We start from the raw sequence: 18,657 nt of genomic DNA, 5'->3' as shown, positions 1-18,657 counted from the left end.
GGCAGGAACGAACCTTGGCCGATCGCCCCTGAACGGAGGCTGAGCCGCGGATGTGCCGTCGTCCCCGGAACCCCCGGACGTGGACGATGTTACTCAGGCGAACTTCGCCCCGCTAAGACCCCGTGTTCGAAGGAGTCCCCTCATGGCCGCGTCCGAGATCCCCCACCCCGATCCGGCCAAGGCCGCAGCCAGCGAGCAGGCCGAGTGGCGCGGCCTGAAGGGCGACGTCGAGGGGTTGGCCGACGTCGCGGCCGAGCGCGGGCGCGGCCTGATGGATGCAGCTCGGGTTCAGGCGCAGACCTTCGTCGAGGGCCGCAAGAACGACGCGGCGCAGTCCGTCCACGATCTCGCCAAGACCCTGCGCGATTCGAGCAAGGACTTCGAGGATCGCCCGAACATCAAGGCGTTCTTCGACAGCGCTGCCGACGGCCTGAGCCAACTCGGCGGCTCGATCGAGTCGCGCAGCTTCGCCGACTTCTACGGCGATGCCGAGGCCTTCGCCCGCCGTGCACCGGTCGCGGTCGCGGTAGGAACGTTCGTCGCCGGCTTCATCGCCGCGCGCTTCATCAAGTCGTCGAGCCTGCCGCCGGAAGGCGACGCCCGCGACAGCTTCCGCGCGTGAGCGGCCCGGCCATGTCGACCGGATCGCAGACCCCACCCCCCGGCTCCTCCGGTGCGTCGCCCGCCGGCAGCATCCAGAGCCTCATCGGCGACGCGCTGCGCGAGACCAACGACCTCGCCCGCAAGGAGATCGCCCTGTTCCGCGCCGAGATGGCGCGGAACGTCCGCTCGCTGATCATCGGCATCGTCTGCCTCATGGCTTCGGCGGTCTTCTCCGTCGTCGCCCTGCTCGTGCTGATCGGCGCCTTCGTGAAGTGGCTGGCGACGATCGTCGGCTCGGAATGGCTCTCGGCCCTCATCGTCGGCGGCGTCCTCCTGGTCGTCGCGATCGGGATGGCGCTGTGGGGACGCAGCGCCCTGTCGTTCTCGACGCTCACGCCCACCCGTACCGGCCGGCAGGTCCGCCAGGACGCCCGCGCCCTTTCCGAGAGAGTGTCCGGATGAGTTCGATGAACGAGATGGAGCGGGACATCGAGGAGAGCCGCGCGCGCCTCGACGAGACCATCGACCGCATCCAGGGCCGCCTCTCGGTGTCCAGCCTCGTCGACGAGATGCTCGGCAACGCCCGCCGCGCACCCGCCGTCAGCGGTGCCTACGACGGAGCGCTCGAAGCGGTCCGCCGCAATCCGGTTCCCGTCCTGCTGATCGCCGCCGGCGTCGGCTGGCTGCTGCATCGGATGTCCCAGGACGCGACGCGTCGCCGGACGCAGGCTTCGGCCGAGCGCGTCCCGGTGCTCAACGACGGGGCGGCCCGGGTCTACGATCCGGATCTGCCCACCCGCCAGCCGAAACCCTCGCTGATGGACGAAACCCGCGCCTGACGGGCCGCCACCTGCGGACATTGCCAGCCGCGTACGAGTTCTGAAGGATCACGCCATGAGCGATACGAGCAAGTCGGCCACGACCGACAACCACCTACCGGACGACCTCGCCCGGGCCGCCGGCGCGAAGGTCGACCAGGGCCTGCACGCCGCCGGCCTGGACCCGGTCCACCTCGACCCGCATACGAAGGCGGCCGACCACACCCTGCGGGCGGATCCCACGGGCCTCCGCGATCCGATCGGACGGCCCGACGCGTCGCCGCACGATCATCAGGCCGGTCCCGGACCCGATGTCGGCAGCGTCGCCGGTCAGGCTCGCGCGGCGGCGGGCGATGCGGCGGATCGGGCCGCGGACTTCGCCGATCGCACGCGCGATCGTGCTGCCGACTTGGCCGACGACGTCCGCGATCGCCTCGGCGGTGCGGCCGACGAGGCCCGCAACTGGGTCTCCGGCGTCCATCGCGACCACATGCGCCGGATCGACGACGCGGTGGTGCGCGGCAGCGACCGGCTCGATCGCGGTCGCACCGCCGTCGAGCAGTTTGTGACCGAGAACCCGCTGCTGGTCGGCGTCGTCGGCGTCGCCGCGGGCCTGCTTCTCGGCGCGTTGCTCCCGCGTACGCGCCAGGAGGACCGCAACATCGGTCCCTATGCCGACGAGGTCCGCGACCAGGGCCTGCGCTACGCCCGCGAGTTCACCAGCCGTGGCCGCGAGTTCGTCGAGACCGCCCTTGACCCGGACAACATCCAGACCGCGGCGCAGAAGGCCGGCCTCAAGACCGAGCCCACGTATGAGGGCGAAGACCGTACCGCGCACCGGCTCTGAGCCGGCGCGATCGACCCGATCCGAGAGGCGGCACCGCGAGGTGCCGCCTTTCTTCGTTCTCGACCCTCGCGCCGAGAGACGGTAGGCACGCGACCATGAAGACCGCCGATTGCGACATCCTGATCGTTCCGGGCCTGGGCGGCTCGGAAGAGGGCCACTGGCAGGCGCGCTGGGCCGGCCGCATGTCGACCGCCCGCGTGGTCGAGCAGCAGTCCTGGCATGCGCCCGAGCCCGAGGCCTGGTGCGGCCGCGTCGTCGAGGCGGTCGCGGCCGCGATACGGCCCGTCATCCTCATCGCCCACAGCCTCGGCGTCGTCGCCTGCGTCGAGGCGGTGCCGAAGCTTGCCGAAGGACGCGTCGTCGGGGCGCTGTTCGTGGCGCTGCCGGATGTCGAGGAGACGCCGAACCTGCCCGACAGCGTGCGCGCCTTCGCGCCGCTGCCGCGCGCGCCGCTGCCGTTCCCGTCGCTCTTGGTGGCGAGCCGAACCGATCCGTACTGCCGCTACGAGCGCGCGGAGGATTTCGCCGCGGCCTGGGGATCGGCCCTGGTCGACGCCGGCGAATCCGGCCACGTCAACGTCGCGAGCGGCCATGGGCCGTGGCCCGAGGGGCTGATGCGGCTGGCCGGGTTCATGAAGGATCTTTGAGCCCGTCGGCTCGATCGCGCCCGGCGGTTAACCTCTCGTTTACCCAAGCCCGCGCTGATGGGTGCCGGATCACGGGCGATCCGGCCCGCGGGAGATCGACGTGACGCGAAAAGAGCTTCTGGTGCGACTGGACGCCGTGCAGACGGCGCTGGGCGAGCGCGCCCACACCTCCTTCAACAGCTCGATCTTCGGCGACGCCGCGCTGCTCAAGCGCATCGAGGCGTTCGAGGCCCAGCTCGTGGCCGTGGAGAAGCCGAAGGTCGCCGACTACACCGGCAACATGTTCACCCGCATCGCGAACCGCCGCAACGTCGAGGCGGTACAGAAGCGCGCGCAATCCTGAGCATCACGGCTTCGGCTCCGGCTCGGCCGGGCGGAGAAGCTCGCCGGCGACAACCGACAGGCGCGGCGGAGCCTCGCGCACGAACGGCAGCGGGCGGCAGACCGCGAGGGCCGCGAGGCCGAAGCGCGCGGTCATCAGGCCGTTGAGCACGCCCTCGCCGAGCTTGGCCGAGACCCGCGCCGCGATGCCGAGGCCGAGCACCTGCTGAATCATGCTCTCGCCGACCGCCATTCCGCCGGTGACGGTCAGGTGGGCGAAGGCGGCTCTGGCCAGGCGCAGGAAGCCGAGGAAGCCCGGGCGTCCGCCGTAGATCGCCGCGATCCGGCGCAGCAGCCGCACGGCGGAATAGATCACGAACGCCACGTCCACGATTGCCCGCGGGCTGAGCGCGGTCACGCCCGAGACCTGCTTGGCGGCGGTGGCGATGGCATTGCGCGCCTGCCGGTCCAGCGGGCTCAGCAGCTCGTGCTCGGCGAGGCCGATGCGATCGTCGACGTCGAGGATCGCGTCGGCGGAAGCCTCGAGCCGCTGCCGGCCCGCCGCCAACGCCGTTCGATCCGCATAGAAGGCGGCGAGATCCCGAACCACCCCCTGCGCCGCACTGTGATCGCGGGTCGCGATCGCCGCGACGGCGGCCTGGCGCAGGTGCTCGATCTTGCGCTCCCGCCACAGCCCGCGCACCTCGCGCACGATGATCGCCAGGAGAGCGAGGCCGGCGAGCGCCAGGAGCGCGAGCGCGACGCCGCCGAGCCAGGGCGCCGCCTGGAACAGATCGGCGATCAGCCGCTCGACCGACAAGCCGACCCCGAGGGAGACGAGGCCGCCCGCGGCCGACAGCAGCAGGCCGCCCCACGGAACGCCGCGCGACTTCGCCACCGGCACGGGCGTGCCGTCGGCGGCGTCGAGGATCTCGACCGGATCCTCGACGATGCGGACGCCGGTCGGGGCGGCCGGCATCGAAGGGATTCCCTCGACGGCCGGGGGCGCATCGGCGCTGGGGATGCGGAAGGCGCGCGGGCGCTGGGTCGAGCTCACGGCATCGTCCTCGGGGTTCTCGTCAGAGCCGCCATCACGTCAGCCTGTCGCCGATCAAAAACTGCATGGCCCGGTCGAGGCGGATCTGCGGCAGGTGGCCCGGACGCCCCAGCGCGTCGGGCTTGATCGATGGCGGGCGGAATCGCGGGAACCGCAGCGAGCCGGGCTCGACCGCGCCTTCGAGCACCGCCTCCGGGCGGGCGGGGAGATGGCCTGGGAACACCGCGGCCTCGGCCGTCCCGTCGAACACCTCGTCGCCGACCGTCTCGCCGGCCTCCGGCGTCCCGGCGACGGCGCGCAGCACGGCGTCGCCGTCGTGGATCGTGGTCTCGCGGGTGGCGCGGACCGACGCCAGGGCCACGGTGCCGACACGGGCGCCGGCGGCCTCCGTCCGGCGCATGGCGCGCGACACCAGCAGGCGCAGCAGCGCTTCGAGCCGATCGTGGCTGGTCTGGTGCAGGTGGTCTGCCTTCGTCGCGGCGAACATGATCCGGTCGGCCCGCGGTGCGAACAGCCGCGAGAGCAGCGTGTTGCGGCCGATGTTCAGGCTGAGCAGGACGGAATCCAGCGCCTCCTCCAGCTCCGCCAGCGCCGCCGGCCCGGCATCGACGGCGGCCAGCACGTCGACCAGCACGATCTGTCGGTCGACGCGCTGGAAGTGATCGCGGAAGAACGGCACGACGACCTTGGCCTTGTAGGCCTCGAAGCGCCGCTCCATCAGCCCGGCGAGCGTGCCCGGCGCGATCGTCTCGGGCAGCTCGTCGAGCGGGGCGAAGGTCAGGGCCGGCGAGCCGGCGAGGTCGCCCGGCATCAGGAACCGGCCCGGCGGCGTCGTCGCCACCATCTCCGGGCCGGCGCGGAGAGCCGCGAGATAGGCGGTGAAGGCGGCGCTCGCCCGCTCGGCCACCACCTCGTCTAGAGGCCCCGCCGGATCGAGCCCCCTCAGCATCGCGAGCCACGGCGCGGCCATCCCGCCGCGGCCGGCGCGCCGGGTCCCGGCGATGGTCGCCCGCGACCACGCTGTGTAGCTCTGCTCCAGGAGCGCGAGATCGAGCAGCCATTCGCCGGGATAGTCGACGACGTCGAGCATCAGCGTGCCCGGGCCGGAGCGCCAGCCGCCGGCGCGCTCGTACTCGATCGCGAGCCGGAACTGGCTGATCCGATCGGTGGAACGCGGCCAGAGGCGGGACTCCGTCAGCGCCGAGAAATGCTCCTCGAAGGGAAAGCGCGGAACGTCGTCGTCCGGCTGCGGCACGAGGCGGGCGCGGCGCAGGCGTCCCTCCTGCGCCGGGGCGAAGGCGGGGAGCGCATGGCTCTCGACAAGATGGTGGATGAGGGCGGTTGTGAACACGGTCTTGCCCGAGCGGGCGAGCCCGGTGACGCCGAGCCGCAGAGTCGGCTGGATCAGGAAGTCGCTCGAAGCTTCCGCGAAGGCCTTGACCGCGGAGCCGGCACGCGCGGCGAAACTCTGGATGGGCAAGGGCGGGCTCGGGGGCTCGGGAAACGCGAAGGGCCAACCGGTCGGCCGTCGCCGCTCAGGTGGCGCGGGGAGGGGGCCGCGACAAGGCTCGGTGAAGGCTACTTGGCCGCATCGGCCGTCGCCGCGGGGGTCGGACCGAGCCGGGCGATCGCCGCCTCCACGAGGGGCGGACCCGCGTGCAACGCGCCGAGCTCGACCCCCGACATCGCGCGCATGACGGGGGCGAGGTTCGGCAGCGGGCTGCCGTCGGGCGAGAACAGCGCGAGGTCGTCCGTGGCGCGCAGGCCCACGCTCCTGGCGATGGCGGCCGCGTAGTTGCCGATCCGGACCTCGTCGTTGCCGCAGAGCGGGGCCGGTGCACGCAGATCCCCCATCGCCAAGCCGGAGACCATCATCGGCAACAGGGTCGAATCGGCCACGAGGCGATCCGGCGACGGCACCTTGCGGTCGAGGAGCGCGGCGGGATCGTCCGCCCCGCTCGGGGCCGGAAACCGTACGGTCGGCGTCGGCCTGTCGGCGAGGCCGGTCGCGATATCCGCGACGGGTTTCTGCATCGCCCTGGCCTGGATCGACGGGCGCCGGGCCGGATGGCCGCTCATCCGGGCGAGCGGCGACCAGGGCTGCACCCGCAGGGCGGTGCGCGGCGCCCGCGAGACGCCGCGCCGGGCGCCGCCGGGAAGGTGGCGCGCCAGGAAGCGGGCCCGAAGCGTGCCCCCGATCCCGCGCGGCGCGAGGGCGGTCGGCTTGGCCCTGGCCGCAAGCGGAGCGGTGGAGACGCCGCAGGAGGCCGGCGCCCAGCGGCGCACGATCGCCAGGGCCGTGCGGCGTCCATAATCCCGGTAGTATCGCCGGAGCAGCCCGGCCGCGGCGTCGGCGCCGTCCGCCGCGGTGGCGAAGCCGGTATGCCCCTCGGCGTCGGCACCGATCTCGCCCGACCAGCGCGCGCTCTTGATGCACCAGTAATTGTTGAGCTTGGCGCAGCGTGCGACGTAGGCCGGCTCGGTGGGTGCCACCTGCGCGACCAGGGCGAGCGAGACCGGCCGAAGCTCGGTACCGGCCTGGCCTCGCCAGTTCGAGACCGCCCGCGCGACGTGCTGATAATACGGTGCCGCCTCGACCGACGGCGTTTGCAAGCCGACCGCGTGCGCCCGGAGCGCGTCGACAGACCCTTCGGCCAGCGGCGGCAGGGTCGTCAGGAGAAGGAGTGCGGCGAGGAGCACGGGCAGCCGGGAGGAAGCGTTGCGGACGACCAGGAACGGCCGGGGCGCATGGACGGTTCAGTTCGTCGAGACGGGTCGCAATGTGGTTTCGGGCGCCGACCGGTTACGGGTTGAGAATCGCCAGCGCCGCCGCGTGCATGCGCGGATCGCCGGCGGCGACGATGCGGCCGCCGCTGGTCGCGGGACCGCCGTCCCAGGCGGTGATGACGCCGCCCGCACCCTCGACGATCGGGATCAGCGCGACGATGTCGTAGGGCTTCAAGCCGGCCTCGACGACGAGGTCGATCTGGCCCGAAGCCAGCATGCAATAGGCGTAGCAGTCGGTGCCGTAGCGCGACATGCGCACGCGACCCTCGATGGCCCGGAACCGATCGGCTTCCGCGCCGTCCGTGAACAACCGCGGATCGGTGGTGGCGAGCATCGCCGCCGACAGGTCGGAGCAGCGGCGGGTATGGAGCGTGCGCTCGCCGCGCGAGCTTCGCAGGCGTGCGGTGCGTCCATCGCCGGTGAAGCGCTCGCCGAGATAGGGCTGGTGCATCAGGCCGCGCACGGCGCTCCCTTTCCGGGTCAGGCCGATCAGGGTTCCCCAGGTCGGGATGCCGGTGATGAAGGCGCGGGTGCCGTCGATCGGATCGAGCACCCAGACGCATTCCGCGTCGAGCCGCTCCGAGCCGAACTCCTCACCGAGGATGCCGTGGGCGGGAAACCGACCGCGGATCATGTTGCGCAGGACCAGCTCGGCGGCGCGGTCGGCCTCGGTCACGGGATCGAACGCGGCCGTGCCCGCCGCCTTGTCGGTCAGCGCATACTGGGCACGGAAGAACGGCAGGATCGCCTGGCCCGACGCGTCGGCGAGATCGTCCATGAACCGGCCGAGTTCGACGACGCTCATCGGCTTTTCCCCGTTCGATCCTGCATCGCGGCAGGAAGGCGGGTTTCGGCCGTTTCCGTCAAGCCTGCGCAGCCACCGGCATGGGGGACGGCTCCGGCTCGGCGTGCACATGGGCCAGCACCGTGTCGACGGCGCTGGCGAGCGACGAGACGTGCTCGGCCGCCGGGATGCTGCCGCGGCCGGCGGCATCGTCGTCCGCTTGCCACAGCCCGACGACGATCGGGACGTCGGGCATCCGGCGCCGAAGGCGATCGACGAGCCGTCGCAGGTGCCCCGGCTCTCCGCTGATCGCCAGGGAGACGATGCAAGTCATCTGCGCCTCGCCGGGGTCGAAATCGGCGATCTTCGCGCGCGACACGTCGCCGAACGGTACGATCCGCGTCCCGAGCCCGCGCTTGGCGAGGAGCTGTGCGAGGATCGCGGCCGCCGGCGTGTCGATGAAGCCCCGCCCCGCGACGCACAGCACCGCGCCCTCGCGAGACCACGCCGGCGGGATCTCCTCCCGGCTTGGCTGCGCCGCTTCGGGATCGGCCTTCGCATCCCCCTCGGCACCGTCGTCGGCATCGGCCGCAGGCGCGACGGGAACCCGGTCGTCGCGCTCGGCGAGCGCGTCGACGAGCTCGCTGACGGAGGCGCGGATGTCGGTCTTCTGCTCGAGGGTCAGCACGCCGCGGGCGGCGTCGCGGGCGGCGAGCTCGAGGCCCTTCAGAACCACGTCGTCGTAATAGGCCGACAGCGAGCAGGTCTGCAGGATCAGCTCGGCGTGCTCCTGCGCCTCTTCCGGGTCGTCGGCGAGGATGCGCTGGTAGAAGTTCTCGACAGGCGTCAGGGCGGCGCGGTTGCCGAACAGCACGTCGAGGAACTCGAGCTTGTCGATGTGCCGCCCCAGCACGACGAGGCAGACCGTCAGCGGCGTCGAGAGCAGAAGCCCGACGGGCCCCCACAGCCAGGTCCAGAAGAGAGCCGAGATCAGCACCGCGAACGGCGAGAGGCCGGTGGAATGGCCGTAGAGCATCGGCTCGACGATCTGGCCCGTCAGCGGCTCCAGCACCAGGAACAGGATCGCGGTGGCGATCACCATGTCCCAGCCCGGATCGACGGCCGCCGCCAGCAGGAGCGGCAGCAGGGCCGAGAGGAAGGCGCCGATATACGGCACGAACCGCATCATCGCCGAGACGATGCCCCACAGCACCGGGTTGGGCACGCCGATGACGTAGAGGCCGATGCCGACCACCAGCCCGAAGGCGGTGTTGAGCGCCAGCTGCACCACGAAGTAGCGGCTGAGCCGCCGCGCGGCGTCGTCCATCGCGACGGTGGTGCGGTGCAGGTCGCTCGATCCGGCGAGGCGGATCATCCGGTCGCGCAGATCCTCGCGCTGCATCAGGACGAACAGCAGCACGACGAAGACGATGCCGGTGGTGGCCAGCGGCTGCATCACCGGGGAGAGCAGGGTGCTCGCCGTCTCCAGCGGGCCGGGCGGCGTCTGGCGCATCTCGACGAGGACGGGAGCCGGTTCCGAGGCCGGCCGCGCCGGCTTGGTTTCGGGGCCGGGCTTCGCCTCCGCCTCGGGCTTCGGCGCCTTCTCGGTGTTGCCGGCATCGTGGATCGCCCGGCCGATATTGGCGACGTAATCGGTGAGATGCGCGACCGGGCTGTCGCGCAGGCCCTCGATCTTGCGCTCGATCGTCGAGCGGTAGCGCGGCGCGTCGCCGACGAGGCCGGCGACCTGGACGCCGATCAGCGTCGCCAGGGCGGCGACGATGCCGAGGGTGAACACCACCGCGGAGCCGACCGCGACGACGCGGGGCAGGTGCCAGCGGCGCAGGAGCGCGACCAGCGGTCCGAGCACGAAGGACAACAGAACCGCGATGACGATCGGGATGAAGATCTCGCGCCCGACATAGAGCGCCGCGATGATGATCGCGCTGACGAGGACCGGTGAGACCAGCGCCGATTTCGGGGTCTCGGCGGCGGCGATCCGGGTGGGAGACGGCACCGGGATGGGAGGGTCGTCTGTCTTCGTCGCCATGCCGCCACCGAACCGTACGCTCACGCCCGCAACGCCCGTGCATTCGCCGGTGCGAACGGGGAACGGCACGGCGCCGCGAAACGATCCCTCCCGTTGCGGCGGGTTTTCACGGGCTCGTGATCGTCAGGCTTGCGCAACCCCTGCGCGAATCACGTCGCCGACATCCTTGAGCGTATCGAGCGACCAGCACAGGCTCATCACGCGGCGGGCCTGCGCCGCGGGCAGCACGCCGTCGGCGAGATCGGTGAACTTGCGCTCCAGGGCGGCGTCGCTCATCGGACGCTCGACGCTGCCGATCGCGTGCTCGATGCGGCGGTGCAGCGTGCGCCCGTCGGCGAGCGTGACGGTCATGTCGACCTGTGCCGCCGCGATCCCCGGCGTGACAACCGGCACGACCTTGTCGCGCAACGCGACGACGACGGGATCGCGAACGGCGCGGTCGCTGAACTGCTTCTCGCCGGCCGCGCCTTCGACCAGCGCGACGGCAACCGCGTGGTAGATGCTGAACTTGCCTTCCAATCCCGCCTGCGGGGCGGTCTTGCCGGTGAGCTCGAGCACGAGGGGATGCACCTTCAGGTCGACGCGCGCGATCTGCTCGGGCTTCAGGTGCTCCTCGTCGCGAAGCTGGATCGCGGCATCGATCGCCGGATGCATGACGATGCCGCAGGCGAACGGCTTGTAGGTGTTGAGCAGGCTCTCGTACCGCGTGCCGAGCCCCTCGGTGATCTCGCGATAATCCCGCTTGGTCGAGACGGTGTTGGCCCAGCCACGCTTGGCCTCGATCATGCCGTCCGACGAGGTGAAGCCCTTGGCCGCGAGGATCGCGGCGAACAGGCCGTTGGCCGCGGCGCGGCCGGGGTTGAAGCTCTTGTTCATCGAGCCGAACGATTCGCGTAAGCCCACCGGCTGCGAGGCGGCCAGCCCCAGGGCGAACACCATCTGCTGCTCGGTGAGGCCCATCAGCTTGCCGGCGGCGGCCGCCGCCCCGAACACGCCGGCGGTGCCGGTGATGTGCCAGCCGACGTCGTAGTGGTTGGGATAGACCGCGTTGCCGATCCGGCACTCGGTCTCGATTCCGAGCACCAGCGCGTCGAGGAAGTCGCGCCCCGAGACCGGGTGCATCTCGGCATAGGCGAGGATCGCCGAGGCGACCGGGCCGGCCGGGTGGATGACGGTCTTCAGGTGAGTGTCGTCGTAGTCGAAGATGTGGCTCGACACGCCGTTGAGGAACGCCGCGTTCATGATGTCGAAGCGCTCGGAGCGGCCGAACAGGCCGGCCTGGGGCGGCCCCGAGAACGGCGCGAGCGCGGAGACCGCCACGTCCAGCGTCTCGTGATGCGAGCCGCCGATGGCGACGCCGACCCAGTTCAGGAAGGTTCGCGTCGCCTCTCGGCGCACCGCCTCGGGCAGATCCTCGAACCGGGCGTTCACGACCCAGCGCGCCAGCGTGCGGGTGACGTCCTTCGCCTCGGCTGGCTTCGGTGCAGGAGCATCCGCGGCATGTGCCGAACCCCCGAGGGTGGGGCCTGCGAGCGCCAGACCCGCTGCTCCGATCAGCGCGCGTCGATCGATCCGTGACATGGCATCCGCGTCCCTGCTGTTCCGGCTTGGTTCGCGCGCCTCCTCGGAAGGCGACGCGCCGGTATCGGGGCGGGACATAGCGCACGCCCACCACGAACGGAGACCGCGTAATTTCAATCTTCAGTCTGTGACACGACTTCAATGGAAGCTGCGCCGGGGGCCGGCGCGATCGGCCGGCTCAGACCACCACCGCCATCGCATCCTGCGCGCCGACGCCGAACACCCGCTTGTAGCGCGCAACGGCGTCCGCCGGCCCCTGCGCCTTGGTCGGGTTGTCGGAGATCTTCACCGTCGGGCGCCCGTTGGCATGGGTCACCTTGCAGACGATCGAGATCGGATCGAGCCGGCCCTCCGGCACCAGCCCGCGAAAATCGTTGGTAAGCAGGGTGCCCCAGCCGTAACCGATCCGCAGGCGCCCGTAGAAATGCGCGTGGATCCGCTCGATCGTGTCGATGTCGAGCCCGTCGGAGAAGATCGCGAGCTTTTCGCGCGGGTCGGCGCCGCGGGAGCGCCAGAACGCGATCGCCTCCTCGCCGCCCTCGATCGGGTCCTTCGAATCGATGCGGATGCCGGTCCAGTCGCCGAGCCAGTCGGGCGCGCCGGCGAGGAATCCGGTGGTGCCGTAGGTGTCGGGCAGCACGACGAGAAGGTTGCCCTCGTAATCCTCCTGCCAGTCGCGCAGCACGTCGTAGGGCGCGCGGGCGAGCGCCGCATCGTCCTCCGCCAGGGCCGCGTAGACCATCGGCAGCTCGTGCGCGTTGGTGCCGACCGCCTCGACCTCGCGGCGGAGCGCGATCAGGCAGTTCGAGGTCCCGAGGAAGCGCTTGGAGCCCAAGCCCTCGTCCATCGCCTGCACGCACCAGTCCTGCCACAGGAAGCCGTGCCGGCGACGGGTGCCGAAATCGGCGATCGACAGGTCGGGCAGCTTGCGCAGGCGCTCGATCTTCTCCCAGACCCGCGTCATCGCCCGCGCGTACAGCACCTGCAGGTCGAGCTTGCCGAGGTCGCGCAGGACGGCGCGCGAGCGCAGCTCGTTCAGTATGGCAAGCGCTGGCACCTCCCACATCGTGGTCTCGACCCACGGTCCGTGGAAGGTGAGCTCGTACTGCCCGTCCCGCGCCTCGAGCTGGTATTCGGGCAGCCGAAACCCCTCGAACCAGGCGATGAAGTCGGCCGACAGGATGCGGCGGCGCCCGTAGAAGGCGTTGCCGCGCAGCCAGGTCGCCTCGCCACGCGACAGGCGCAGGGAGCGGGCGTGATCGAGCTGCTCGCGCAGCGCGCCGGCGTCGACCTCGTCGGCGATGCGGATGCGGGTCGTGCGGTTGTTGATGCCGAAGGTCACCGCCACGTCGCGGTGTCGGCGCAGGATCGTCTGCGCCATCAGCAGCTTGTAGAAGTCGGTGTCGAGCAGCGACCGCACGATCGGGTCGATGCCGAAACTGTGGTCGTGCACCCGCCGCGCGAGATCGAGCATGTCTTTGGAACCTCGGGGCGGGCGTCACGGAGCCCCGAGGGCGCATGACCGGCAGCCCTGTGTCAACGGAGGCGGCGGCGCGGGCACGAAAAAGGCGGCGCGCCGCACCGGGCACGCCGCCTGTCGTCGCGAAGGCGGCTCAGGCCGCCGCGATCAGGCGAGGTCGACCTTCTTGGTCTCCGTCTTCGGGCTCTCGCCGGTGAGCGAGGCCTTCACGTAGCCGAACAGGTGCAGCATCTTGCTGTTCGGGCTGTCCCAGTACTCGCCCTGCTCGGGGTGGATGCGGAGCAGCGCCACCTCGGGGTCGTCCTTGCCGTTCGGGAACCAGGTCTTCAGGCTCTCGGTCCACTTGGCGTCGATGATCGCCTGGTCGCTGACAATCTCCGCCTTGCCGGCGATGGAGACGTAGGTCTGGCTCGACGGGTCGGAGTACGACAGGTTGATCTGGTTGTCCCGGCCGATCTCGGCGGTCTTGGGCGAGTGCAGCTTGGTGAAGAACCACAGGTCGCCGTTCTCGTCGATGTCGTTGTTCCACATCGGACGGCTGTTGAGCGTGCCGTCGGCGTCGGCGGTGGTCATCATCGCCACTTTGACGTCCTTGACCAGCTCGAACAGCTTCTTCGCGCCCTCGTGGTCGCGGTGATTGCCCTGATGCATCGCGTAGGTCTCTCCAGATGTTGACGGCGCACCGGCTCTCCCTGCCGCCCGCGCCGGCGGTCGTTTCACAACGGATGACGCATCGGTTGGTTCGATCGCCTGCGCACAGGCGCCGCATGGTGGTAGGCCCGCTTCGGCTGGCGTTTCCGGCACGGCTGTTTACATGGGCCGGAACCATCCCTTTCGAGATCCAGAGACGCCGGACGCGGCGAAGGAGGCCGACCGTGGCGATCACCCGAGACGACGTGCTGCGCGCGCTGCAAAGCGTGACCATCGATACCGCCGGCACCACCCTGCCGGCGTCCGGCCGCCTGTCGCAGGTGGTCGTCGACCCGACCAACCGCGTGATGTTCTCGATCCTGATCGACGCCAGCGAGGCGGCGCGCTTCGAGCCGATCCGCCGGTCGGCAGAGGGCAAGGTGCTGTCGATGCCCGGCGTCTCGGGCGTGTTCGCGAGCCTCACCTCCGAGCGCGGCCCCGGCATGCCGGAGCAGAGCAAGGCCGCCCCGGTTCCGGTGAATGCCGCGCCGCCGCGTCCCGGCGCGCCTCCCGGCCAGGGGCCGGCCCTGCCGGGAGTCCGCCACATCGTGGCGGTGGCCTCGGGCAAGGGCGGCGTCGGCAAGTCGACCACCGCCTGCAACCTCGCCCTCGCCCTGAAGGCGCAGGGCCTGAAGGTCGGCCTGCTCGATGCCGACATCTACGGTCCCTCGGTGCCGAAGCTGTTCGGCCTCTCCGGCAAGCCGAAGGTGGTCGACAACCGCAGCATGGAGCCGATGGAAGGCTACGGCCTCAAGGTGATGTCGATCGGCTTCCTGATCGAGCCCGAGACGGCGATGATCTGGCGCGGCCCGATGGTGCAGTCGGCGCTGACGCAGATGCTGCGCGACGTGCTCTGGGGCGAGCTCGACGTGCTGATCGTCGACATGCCGCCGGGCACCGGCGACGCGCAGCTCACCATGGCCCAGGCGACGCCGCTCTCGGGCGCCGTGATCGTCTCGACCCCGCAGGACCTCGCGCTGATCGACGCGCGGCGCGGCGTGACGATGTTCAAGAAGGTCGCGGTGCCGATCCTCGGCGTGATCGAGAACATGGCGACCTTCATCTGCCCGAACTGCAACCACGAATCGCACATCTTCGGCCATGGCGGCGCGCGGATCGAGGCGCAGCGCCTCGGCGTGCCGTTCCTCGGCGAGGTGCCGCTGAACATGACGATCCGGGAATCGTCCGATGCCGGCCAGCCGGTCGTCGCCGTCGCCCCCGACGGACCGCAGGCCCAGGTCTACCGCGAGATCGCGCGCAAGCTCTGGGACAACCTGACCGCGGCACCGGCCGGCCGGGCGGCGCCCAAGATCGTCTTCGAATAGGCGCGACGATGCCGCCGGTCCTGGGCCTGATCCTGGCCGGCGGTCTCGCCCGCCGCATGGGCGGCGGCGACAAGGTGCTGCGCACCCTCGGCGGCCGGACGCTGCTGGAGCGGGTGACCGGGCGCCTGGCGCCGCAATGCCCGGCTGGGCTGATGCTCAGCGCCAACGGCGACCCGACGCGGTTCTCCGGCTTTCCGGGGCCGGTCCTGCCCGACGGCGTCGCCGGCCATCCCGGCCCGCTCGCCGGCATCCTGGCCGGGCTGGACCATGCGGCCGCGTTCCACGCCGACGTGGACGCCGTCGTCAGCGTCTCCTGCGACGCGCCGTTCCTGCCGCTCGACCTCGTCGCCCGCCTCGCCGCAGCCCGGGAGGCGGCTGCGATCCCGGTCGCCGCCTCGGGCGATCGCGAGCACTACACCGTGGCGCTCTGGCCGATCCATCTGCGGGCAGAGTTGCGTGCCGCGCTCGTCGAGCGCAACGAGCGCCGCGTCGGCGGCTTCATCGGCCGTCACGGCGCCGCGGTGGTGCGCTGGCCGATCGAGCCGATCGACCTGTTCCTCAACGTCAACACGCCGGAGGATCTTGAAACGGCGGAGAGGCTGGCCGCGATCGTCGAGGGATCGGGCACCACCTGAGAGGGCGTCCGCGCAGGCACGAACGCGTTCAGCAGCCGCGGCTGCGAATCTAGTTCAGACGCTGGGGAGGGATGGTGCCCAGGGACGGAGTCGAACCGCCGACACTGCGATTTTCAGTCGCATGCTCTACCAACTGAGCTACCTGGGCCTTCGCCGATCCGCGTGGCGGCTCGACAGGGCGGGGGTATAGTCAGTGCCTCCGGGCCTGTCCAGCCTGATCGGGCGCATCGGCTGGATGATTTTCCCGCTATTCGTGCTCGGGTTTCCGGGCGGCCGGCAACGCGTCCTCGTCCTCGTCATCGGCGGCCGGGATCACGTAGCGGTCGCTGAGCCAGCGGCCGAGGTCGATGTCCGAGCAGCGCTCCGAGCAGAACGGCTTCAGCTTCGGATCGGCCGGCTTGCCGCAGATCGGGCAGGGGGGCAGCTTCGCGACCGTCGTCATGCCATCGCGCCCCAGCCGGCCCGCACCGGGAACCCCTCGCCGTCGAGGAGCGCCATCGTCTCGTAGAGCGGCAGGCCGACGACGGCCGAGTGCGAGCCGACGAGCTTGACGACGAAGGCGCCGGCCAGCCCCTGGATCGCGTAGCCGCCGGCCTTGCCGCGCCATTCGCCCGAGGCGAGGTAGCTGCTCATCTCGCGCTGGGACAGGCGCTTGAACCGCACCCGGCTCTCGACGATGCGCTCGCGCCGCGCGCCCTTCGGCGAGAGCAGGCAGATCGCCGTGAACACGCGGTGCTGCCGCCCGGAAAGCAGGCGCAGGCAGTCGGCGGCCTCGTCGGGCACCTCGGCCTTGGGCAGCACGCGGCGGCCGACCGCGACCACGGTGTCGGCCGCCAGCACCCAGCTCTTCCCGCCGTGCTCGTGGAGGTGGAGCGCCCCTTGCGCCGCGGAGAGCTTCAGCCGCGCGAGCCGCCGGGCGAGCTCGCGTGGCGATTCGGACTTCAGCGGCGTCTCGTCGACGTCGGCGGGAAGCAGGGCGTCCGGCTCGATGCCGATCTGCTGCAGGAGCGCGAGCCGGCGCGGCGAGGCCGAAGCGAGGATCAGCCGCGCGGGATTGTCCGCGGGCGCGGCCAGGGGGGAAGGGGCGTCCATGGATCTCGGATCGGTCCTCGGCCGGCGCCGCCCACCGGAGGCGGACGCCGCACGCATCGTGGGTGCAGGTCCGACGGGTGATAGTGGAACGGCGTCGCCATGGGAACGGATACGGCGGCGATGGCCTGCGCGCGGCGATCGTGTGGCCGCTGCCGGAGCATCGCGTGCCGGGCTGCCGCCCGAAGAAGATGTTTCGCGGTGCCCGTCCATGACCGCAGGACCATCGACCCCGTGGACAACGTCGGCGGCTCTGCTATGGTCCAGCCGCGCTGCCGAAACGCGGCCCGGCGCGGGCGTAGTTCAGTGGTAGAACGTCAGCTTCCCAAGCTGAATATACGGGTTCGATTCCCGTCGCCCGCTCCAATCCGATCGTTCTGCCCCTTTCGAATCGGTGGTGTGTCCCCCTCTCCCTTCGAGGAGGCGCGACGCACGCAGGTCGGGTCGAAACGGTCCTTACCGATGCCGGTGCTTAGAGCGCTGGATCGGCCGCACGAGACCTGCCGTCACACCGGCCAGGCGGCTTCGCGGTAGGCGCTGTCCCAGAACATCCATTCGAGCCTAGTCGCGTGGGTGAAGGCCTTGTGCATGCGCTCGCGAACGGTGGACGATGCCCCGCGGGCGGCTTCGTCCGTCGCCGCGATCATCCGGGCGACGGCGTCCTGGAAGTCCGTTCCGGAATAGGTGTCGATCCAGGCGCGATAGGGATTGCCGGCGCTCTCGCGCGCCAGGATGTCCCGCCCGACCTCGGCGTAGATCCAGAAGCACGGCAGCAGCGCCCCGAGCAGCACCTCGAACGGCTCGGCGTAGGCCGTCGCCATGAGATACGCGACGTAGTGATCGCAGGCCGGCGTCAGCGGCGTCGCCGCGAAGGCCTCCGTGCTGATGCCGTAGTCGCGGAAGAAGCCGCCGTGGAGCGCGCGCTCGACGACGATCGCCTCTTCCGCCGCCTTGGCGAACAGGACGATGCCGTCGGGCTCCGGCGCCTTGGCGGCGGCGAGACTCAGGGCGCGGCCGAAGCCGATGAGGTAATGAGCGTCCTGGACGATGTAATGCGTGAAGCGCGACCGGCCGAGCGTGCCGGCCGCAAGCTCGGCGTTGAACGGCATCGTACGGATGGTCTCGTTGAGCGCGGCGTTGCGCGCCCACGCGGCTTGCGAGAACGTGCCGGTTTCCGCATCGCCCATGGTTCGGCCTCTCGTCGTGTCGCGCGGCGCGGCCGCCGCCGGATCGGTCAGCCCTGACGCTGGGCTTCGGTGACGGCGACGTGGATCAGCTCGGCCAGCGTCCGCACGCCGAGCTTCTGCCGCATCTGCGAGCAGGCGTTGGTCACGGTCTTGTAGCTCACCGACAGGTCGGTCGCGATCGCGCCGTAGGATTTGCCCTGCGCGAGGCGCGCGAGGATCTGCTGCTCGCGCGGCGTCAGCTGGGATTCGGGGGTGCGGCGGGCGTCGGTGCGCAGCATCGCGACCTCGGTGGCGAGGCGCCGGTCGAGGTAGACCTGCCCCGCCCGGACCTTCTCGAAGGCCTCGAACAGCTCGGCCGAGGCGTGGTCCTTGAGCACGTAGCCGAGCGCGCCGGCCTCGAGCGCGCGTGCCACGATCACCGGATCGTTGTGCATGCTGAACACGAGGATGCGGGTCTTGGGCTCGACCGCGCACATGCGGCGGATCAGGCCGAGGCCGGCCAGGCCGCTGCCCTGGAACGTCAGGTCGCAGATCACGATCGGCGGGCGCAGGCGGTGGAACGCCCGGTAGCCGTCGACCACGGTGGTCGCCTCGGCCACCGTCTCGATGCCGGCATCCTCCAGCACCCGGCGGCAGCCCTGGAGCACGATCGGATGATCGTCGATCACGAGGACCGGCATCCGGGTCTCGACGGCGACGGGCTTCATGGCAAAGGCGTTCATCGAGCCGGGAACTTCATCGGGGGATCGCTCGGGA

20 protein-coding genes and 2 tRNA genes are annotated in these 18,657 nt (G+C 70.9%); 9 read left to right on the top strand and 13 right to left on the bottom strand.

From position 1 onward, the window contains the following. Positions 1–142: 142 nt before the first annotated feature. The 6 genes from MKK68_RS27715 to MKK68_RS27690 all read left to right on the top strand — a co-directional run bounded on the left by MKK68_RS27715 (position 143) and on the right by MKK68_RS27690 (position 3,258). Positions 143–622, top strand: coding sequence for a hypothetical protein (locus MKK68_RS27715; protein ID WP_147858802.1), 480 nt, complete (start codon positions 143–145; stop codon positions 620–622). Between the two features lie 11 nt (positions 623–633). Continuing rightward, positions 634–1,065, top strand: coding sequence for a phage holin family protein (locus MKK68_RS27710; RefSeq protein ID WP_147727465.1), 432 nt, complete (start codon positions 634–636; stop codon positions 1,063–1,065). Then, positions 1,062–1,442 (top strand): DUF3618 domain-containing protein, encoded by a 381-nt coding sequence (locus tag MKK68_RS27705; RefSeq protein ID WP_405043539.1) that lies wholly within the window; start codon positions 1,062–1,064, stop codon positions 1,440–1,442. The genes MKK68_RS27710 and MKK68_RS27705 overlap by 4 nt, the downstream gene beginning before the upstream one ends. A 55-nt stretch (positions 1,443–1,497) precedes the next feature. Beyond that, positions 1,498–2,268, top strand: coding sequence for a hypothetical protein (locus MKK68_RS27700; protein WP_244033560.1), 771 nt, complete (start codon positions 1,498–1,500; stop codon positions 2,266–2,268). 95 nt (positions 2,269–2,363) lie between these two features. Then, a complete protein-coding gene (locus MKK68_RS27695; protein WP_147727462.1) occupies positions 2,364–2,915 on the top strand; it encodes an RBBP9/YdeN family alpha/beta hydrolase in 552 nt (183 codons plus the stop codon). A gap of 121 nt (positions 2,916–3,036) precedes the next feature. Then, positions 3,037–3,258 carry a hypothetical protein gene (locus MKK68_RS27690; protein WP_244033559.1) on the top strand — a complete coding sequence of 74 codons (222 nt, stop codon included), beginning with the start codon at positions 3,037–3,039 and terminating at the stop codon, positions 3,256–3,258. Between the two features lie 3 nt (positions 3,259–3,261). On the opposite strand, the gene MKK68_RS27685 is transcribed toward MKK68_RS27690, so the two are convergent. The 8 genes from MKK68_RS27685 to MKK68_RS27650 form a co-directional block, all read right to left on the bottom strand. Next, entirely contained in the window at positions 3,262–4,293 is a 1,032-nt protein-coding gene (locus MKK68_RS27685; protein WP_147727460.1) for a YcjF family protein, read from the bottom strand. Between the two features lie 34 nt (positions 4,294–4,327). Further along, entirely contained in the window at positions 4,328–5,767 is a 1,440-nt protein-coding gene (locus MKK68_RS27680; protein WP_405044417.1) for a YcjX family protein, read from the bottom strand. A gap of 104 nt (positions 5,768–5,871) precedes the next feature. Beyond that, positions 5,872–6,993, bottom strand: a complete 1,122-nt coding sequence (locus MKK68_RS27675; RefSeq protein WP_244033558.1) for a hypothetical protein — start codon at positions 6,991–6,993, stop codon at positions 5,872–5,874. A gap of 103 nt (positions 6,994–7,096) precedes the next feature. Further along, positions 7,097–7,885, bottom strand: a complete 789-nt coding sequence (gene hisN, locus MKK68_RS27670) for a histidinol-phosphatase (protein WP_147725993.1) — start codon at positions 7,883–7,885, stop codon at positions 7,097–7,099. 58 nt (positions 7,886–7,943) lie between these two features. Then, on the bottom strand, positions 7,944–9,914 hold the full coding sequence (locus tag MKK68_RS27665) for an AI-2E family transporter (protein WP_147858806.1): 1,971 nt from the start codon (positions 9,912–9,914) through the stop codon (positions 7,944–7,946). 123 nt (positions 9,915–10,037) lie between these two features. Then, entirely contained in the window at positions 10,038–11,495 is a 1,458-nt protein-coding gene (locus MKK68_RS27660) for an MmgE/PrpD family protein (protein WP_147725995.1), read from the bottom strand. A 178-nt stretch (positions 11,496–11,673) separates the two neighbouring features. Continuing rightward, the gene (locus MKK68_RS27655; protein WP_244033557.1) at positions 11,674–12,969 is read right to left on the bottom strand and encodes a nicotinate phosphoribosyltransferase; all 1,296 of its coding nucleotides are present in this window, start codon (positions 12,967–12,969) and stop codon (positions 11,674–11,676) included. Between the two features lie 153 nt (positions 12,970–13,122). Next, entirely contained in the window at positions 13,123–13,626 is a 504-nt protein-coding gene (locus MKK68_RS27650) for a pyridoxamine 5'-phosphate oxidase family protein (protein WP_147841060.1), read from the bottom strand. Positions 13,627–13,850: 224 nt separating this feature from the next. On the opposite strand from MKK68_RS27650, the gene MKK68_RS27645 reads away from it, so the two are divergent. Next, the gene (locus MKK68_RS27645) at positions 13,851–14,990 is read left to right on the top strand and encodes an Mrp/NBP35 family ATP-binding protein (RefSeq protein WP_147725998.1); all 1,140 of its coding nucleotides are present in this window, start codon (positions 13,851–13,853) and stop codon (positions 14,988–14,990) included. A gap of 8 nt (positions 14,991–14,998) precedes the next feature. Then, the gene (gene mobA / locus MKK68_RS27640) at positions 14,999–15,625 is read left to right on the top strand and encodes a molybdenum cofactor guanylyltransferase MobA (protein WP_147725999.1); all 627 of its coding nucleotides are present in this window, start codon (positions 14,999–15,001) and stop codon (positions 15,623–15,625) included. 72 nt (positions 15,626–15,697) lie between these two features. Here mobA and MKK68_RS27635 read toward each other — a convergent pair. From MKK68_RS27635 to MKK68_RS27625, 3 genes are all read right to left on the bottom strand, one after another. Continuing rightward, a tRNA-Phe gene (locus tag MKK68_RS27635) sits at positions 15,698–15,773 on the bottom strand. A 99-nt stretch (positions 15,774–15,872) separates the two neighbouring features. Next, a complete protein-coding gene (yacG, locus tag MKK68_RS27630) occupies positions 15,873–16,067 on the bottom strand; it encodes a DNA gyrase inhibitor YacG (protein WP_147726000.1) in 195 nt (64 codons plus the stop codon). After that, positions 16,064–16,717, bottom strand: coding sequence for a Maf-like protein (locus tag MKK68_RS27625; RefSeq protein WP_147726001.1), 654 nt, complete (start codon positions 16,715–16,717; stop codon positions 16,064–16,066). The genes yacG and MKK68_RS27625 overlap by 4 nt, the downstream gene beginning before the upstream one ends. 289 nt (positions 16,718–17,006) lie before the next feature. On the opposite strand from MKK68_RS27625, the gene MKK68_RS27620 reads away from it, so the two are divergent. Further along, positions 17,007–17,080: transfer RNA gene (locus MKK68_RS27620), tRNA-Gly, on the top strand. 140 nt (positions 17,081–17,220) lie between these two features. Here the strand turns inward: MKK68_RS27620 and MKK68_RS27615 are convergent. Together MKK68_RS27615 and MKK68_RS27610 are read right to left on the bottom strand one after the other, a co-directional pair. Beyond that, positions 17,221–17,901 (bottom strand): TenA family protein, encoded by a 681-nt coding sequence (locus tag MKK68_RS27615; RefSeq protein ID WP_244033556.1) that lies wholly within the window; start codon positions 17,899–17,901, stop codon positions 17,221–17,223. A 47-nt stretch (positions 17,902–17,948) separates the two neighbouring features. Further along, positions 17,949–18,623: a response regulator gene (locus tag MKK68_RS27610; protein WP_147726003.1), complete on the bottom strand. Its 675-nt coding sequence runs from the start codon at positions 18,621–18,623 to the stop codon at positions 17,949–17,951. Between the last annotated feature and the right edge of the window lie 34 nt (positions 18,624–18,657).

Origin of the sequence: Methylobacterium sp. E-016 (assembly GCF_022829745.1) — a bacterium.
In the GTDB taxonomy this organism is placed as follows: domain Bacteria; phylum Pseudomonadota; class Alphaproteobacteria; order Rhizobiales; family Beijerinckiaceae; genus Methylobacterium.
Note: the sequence above shows the minus strand (reverse complement) of the source record. Positions and strands in the feature narration are given on the sequence as shown.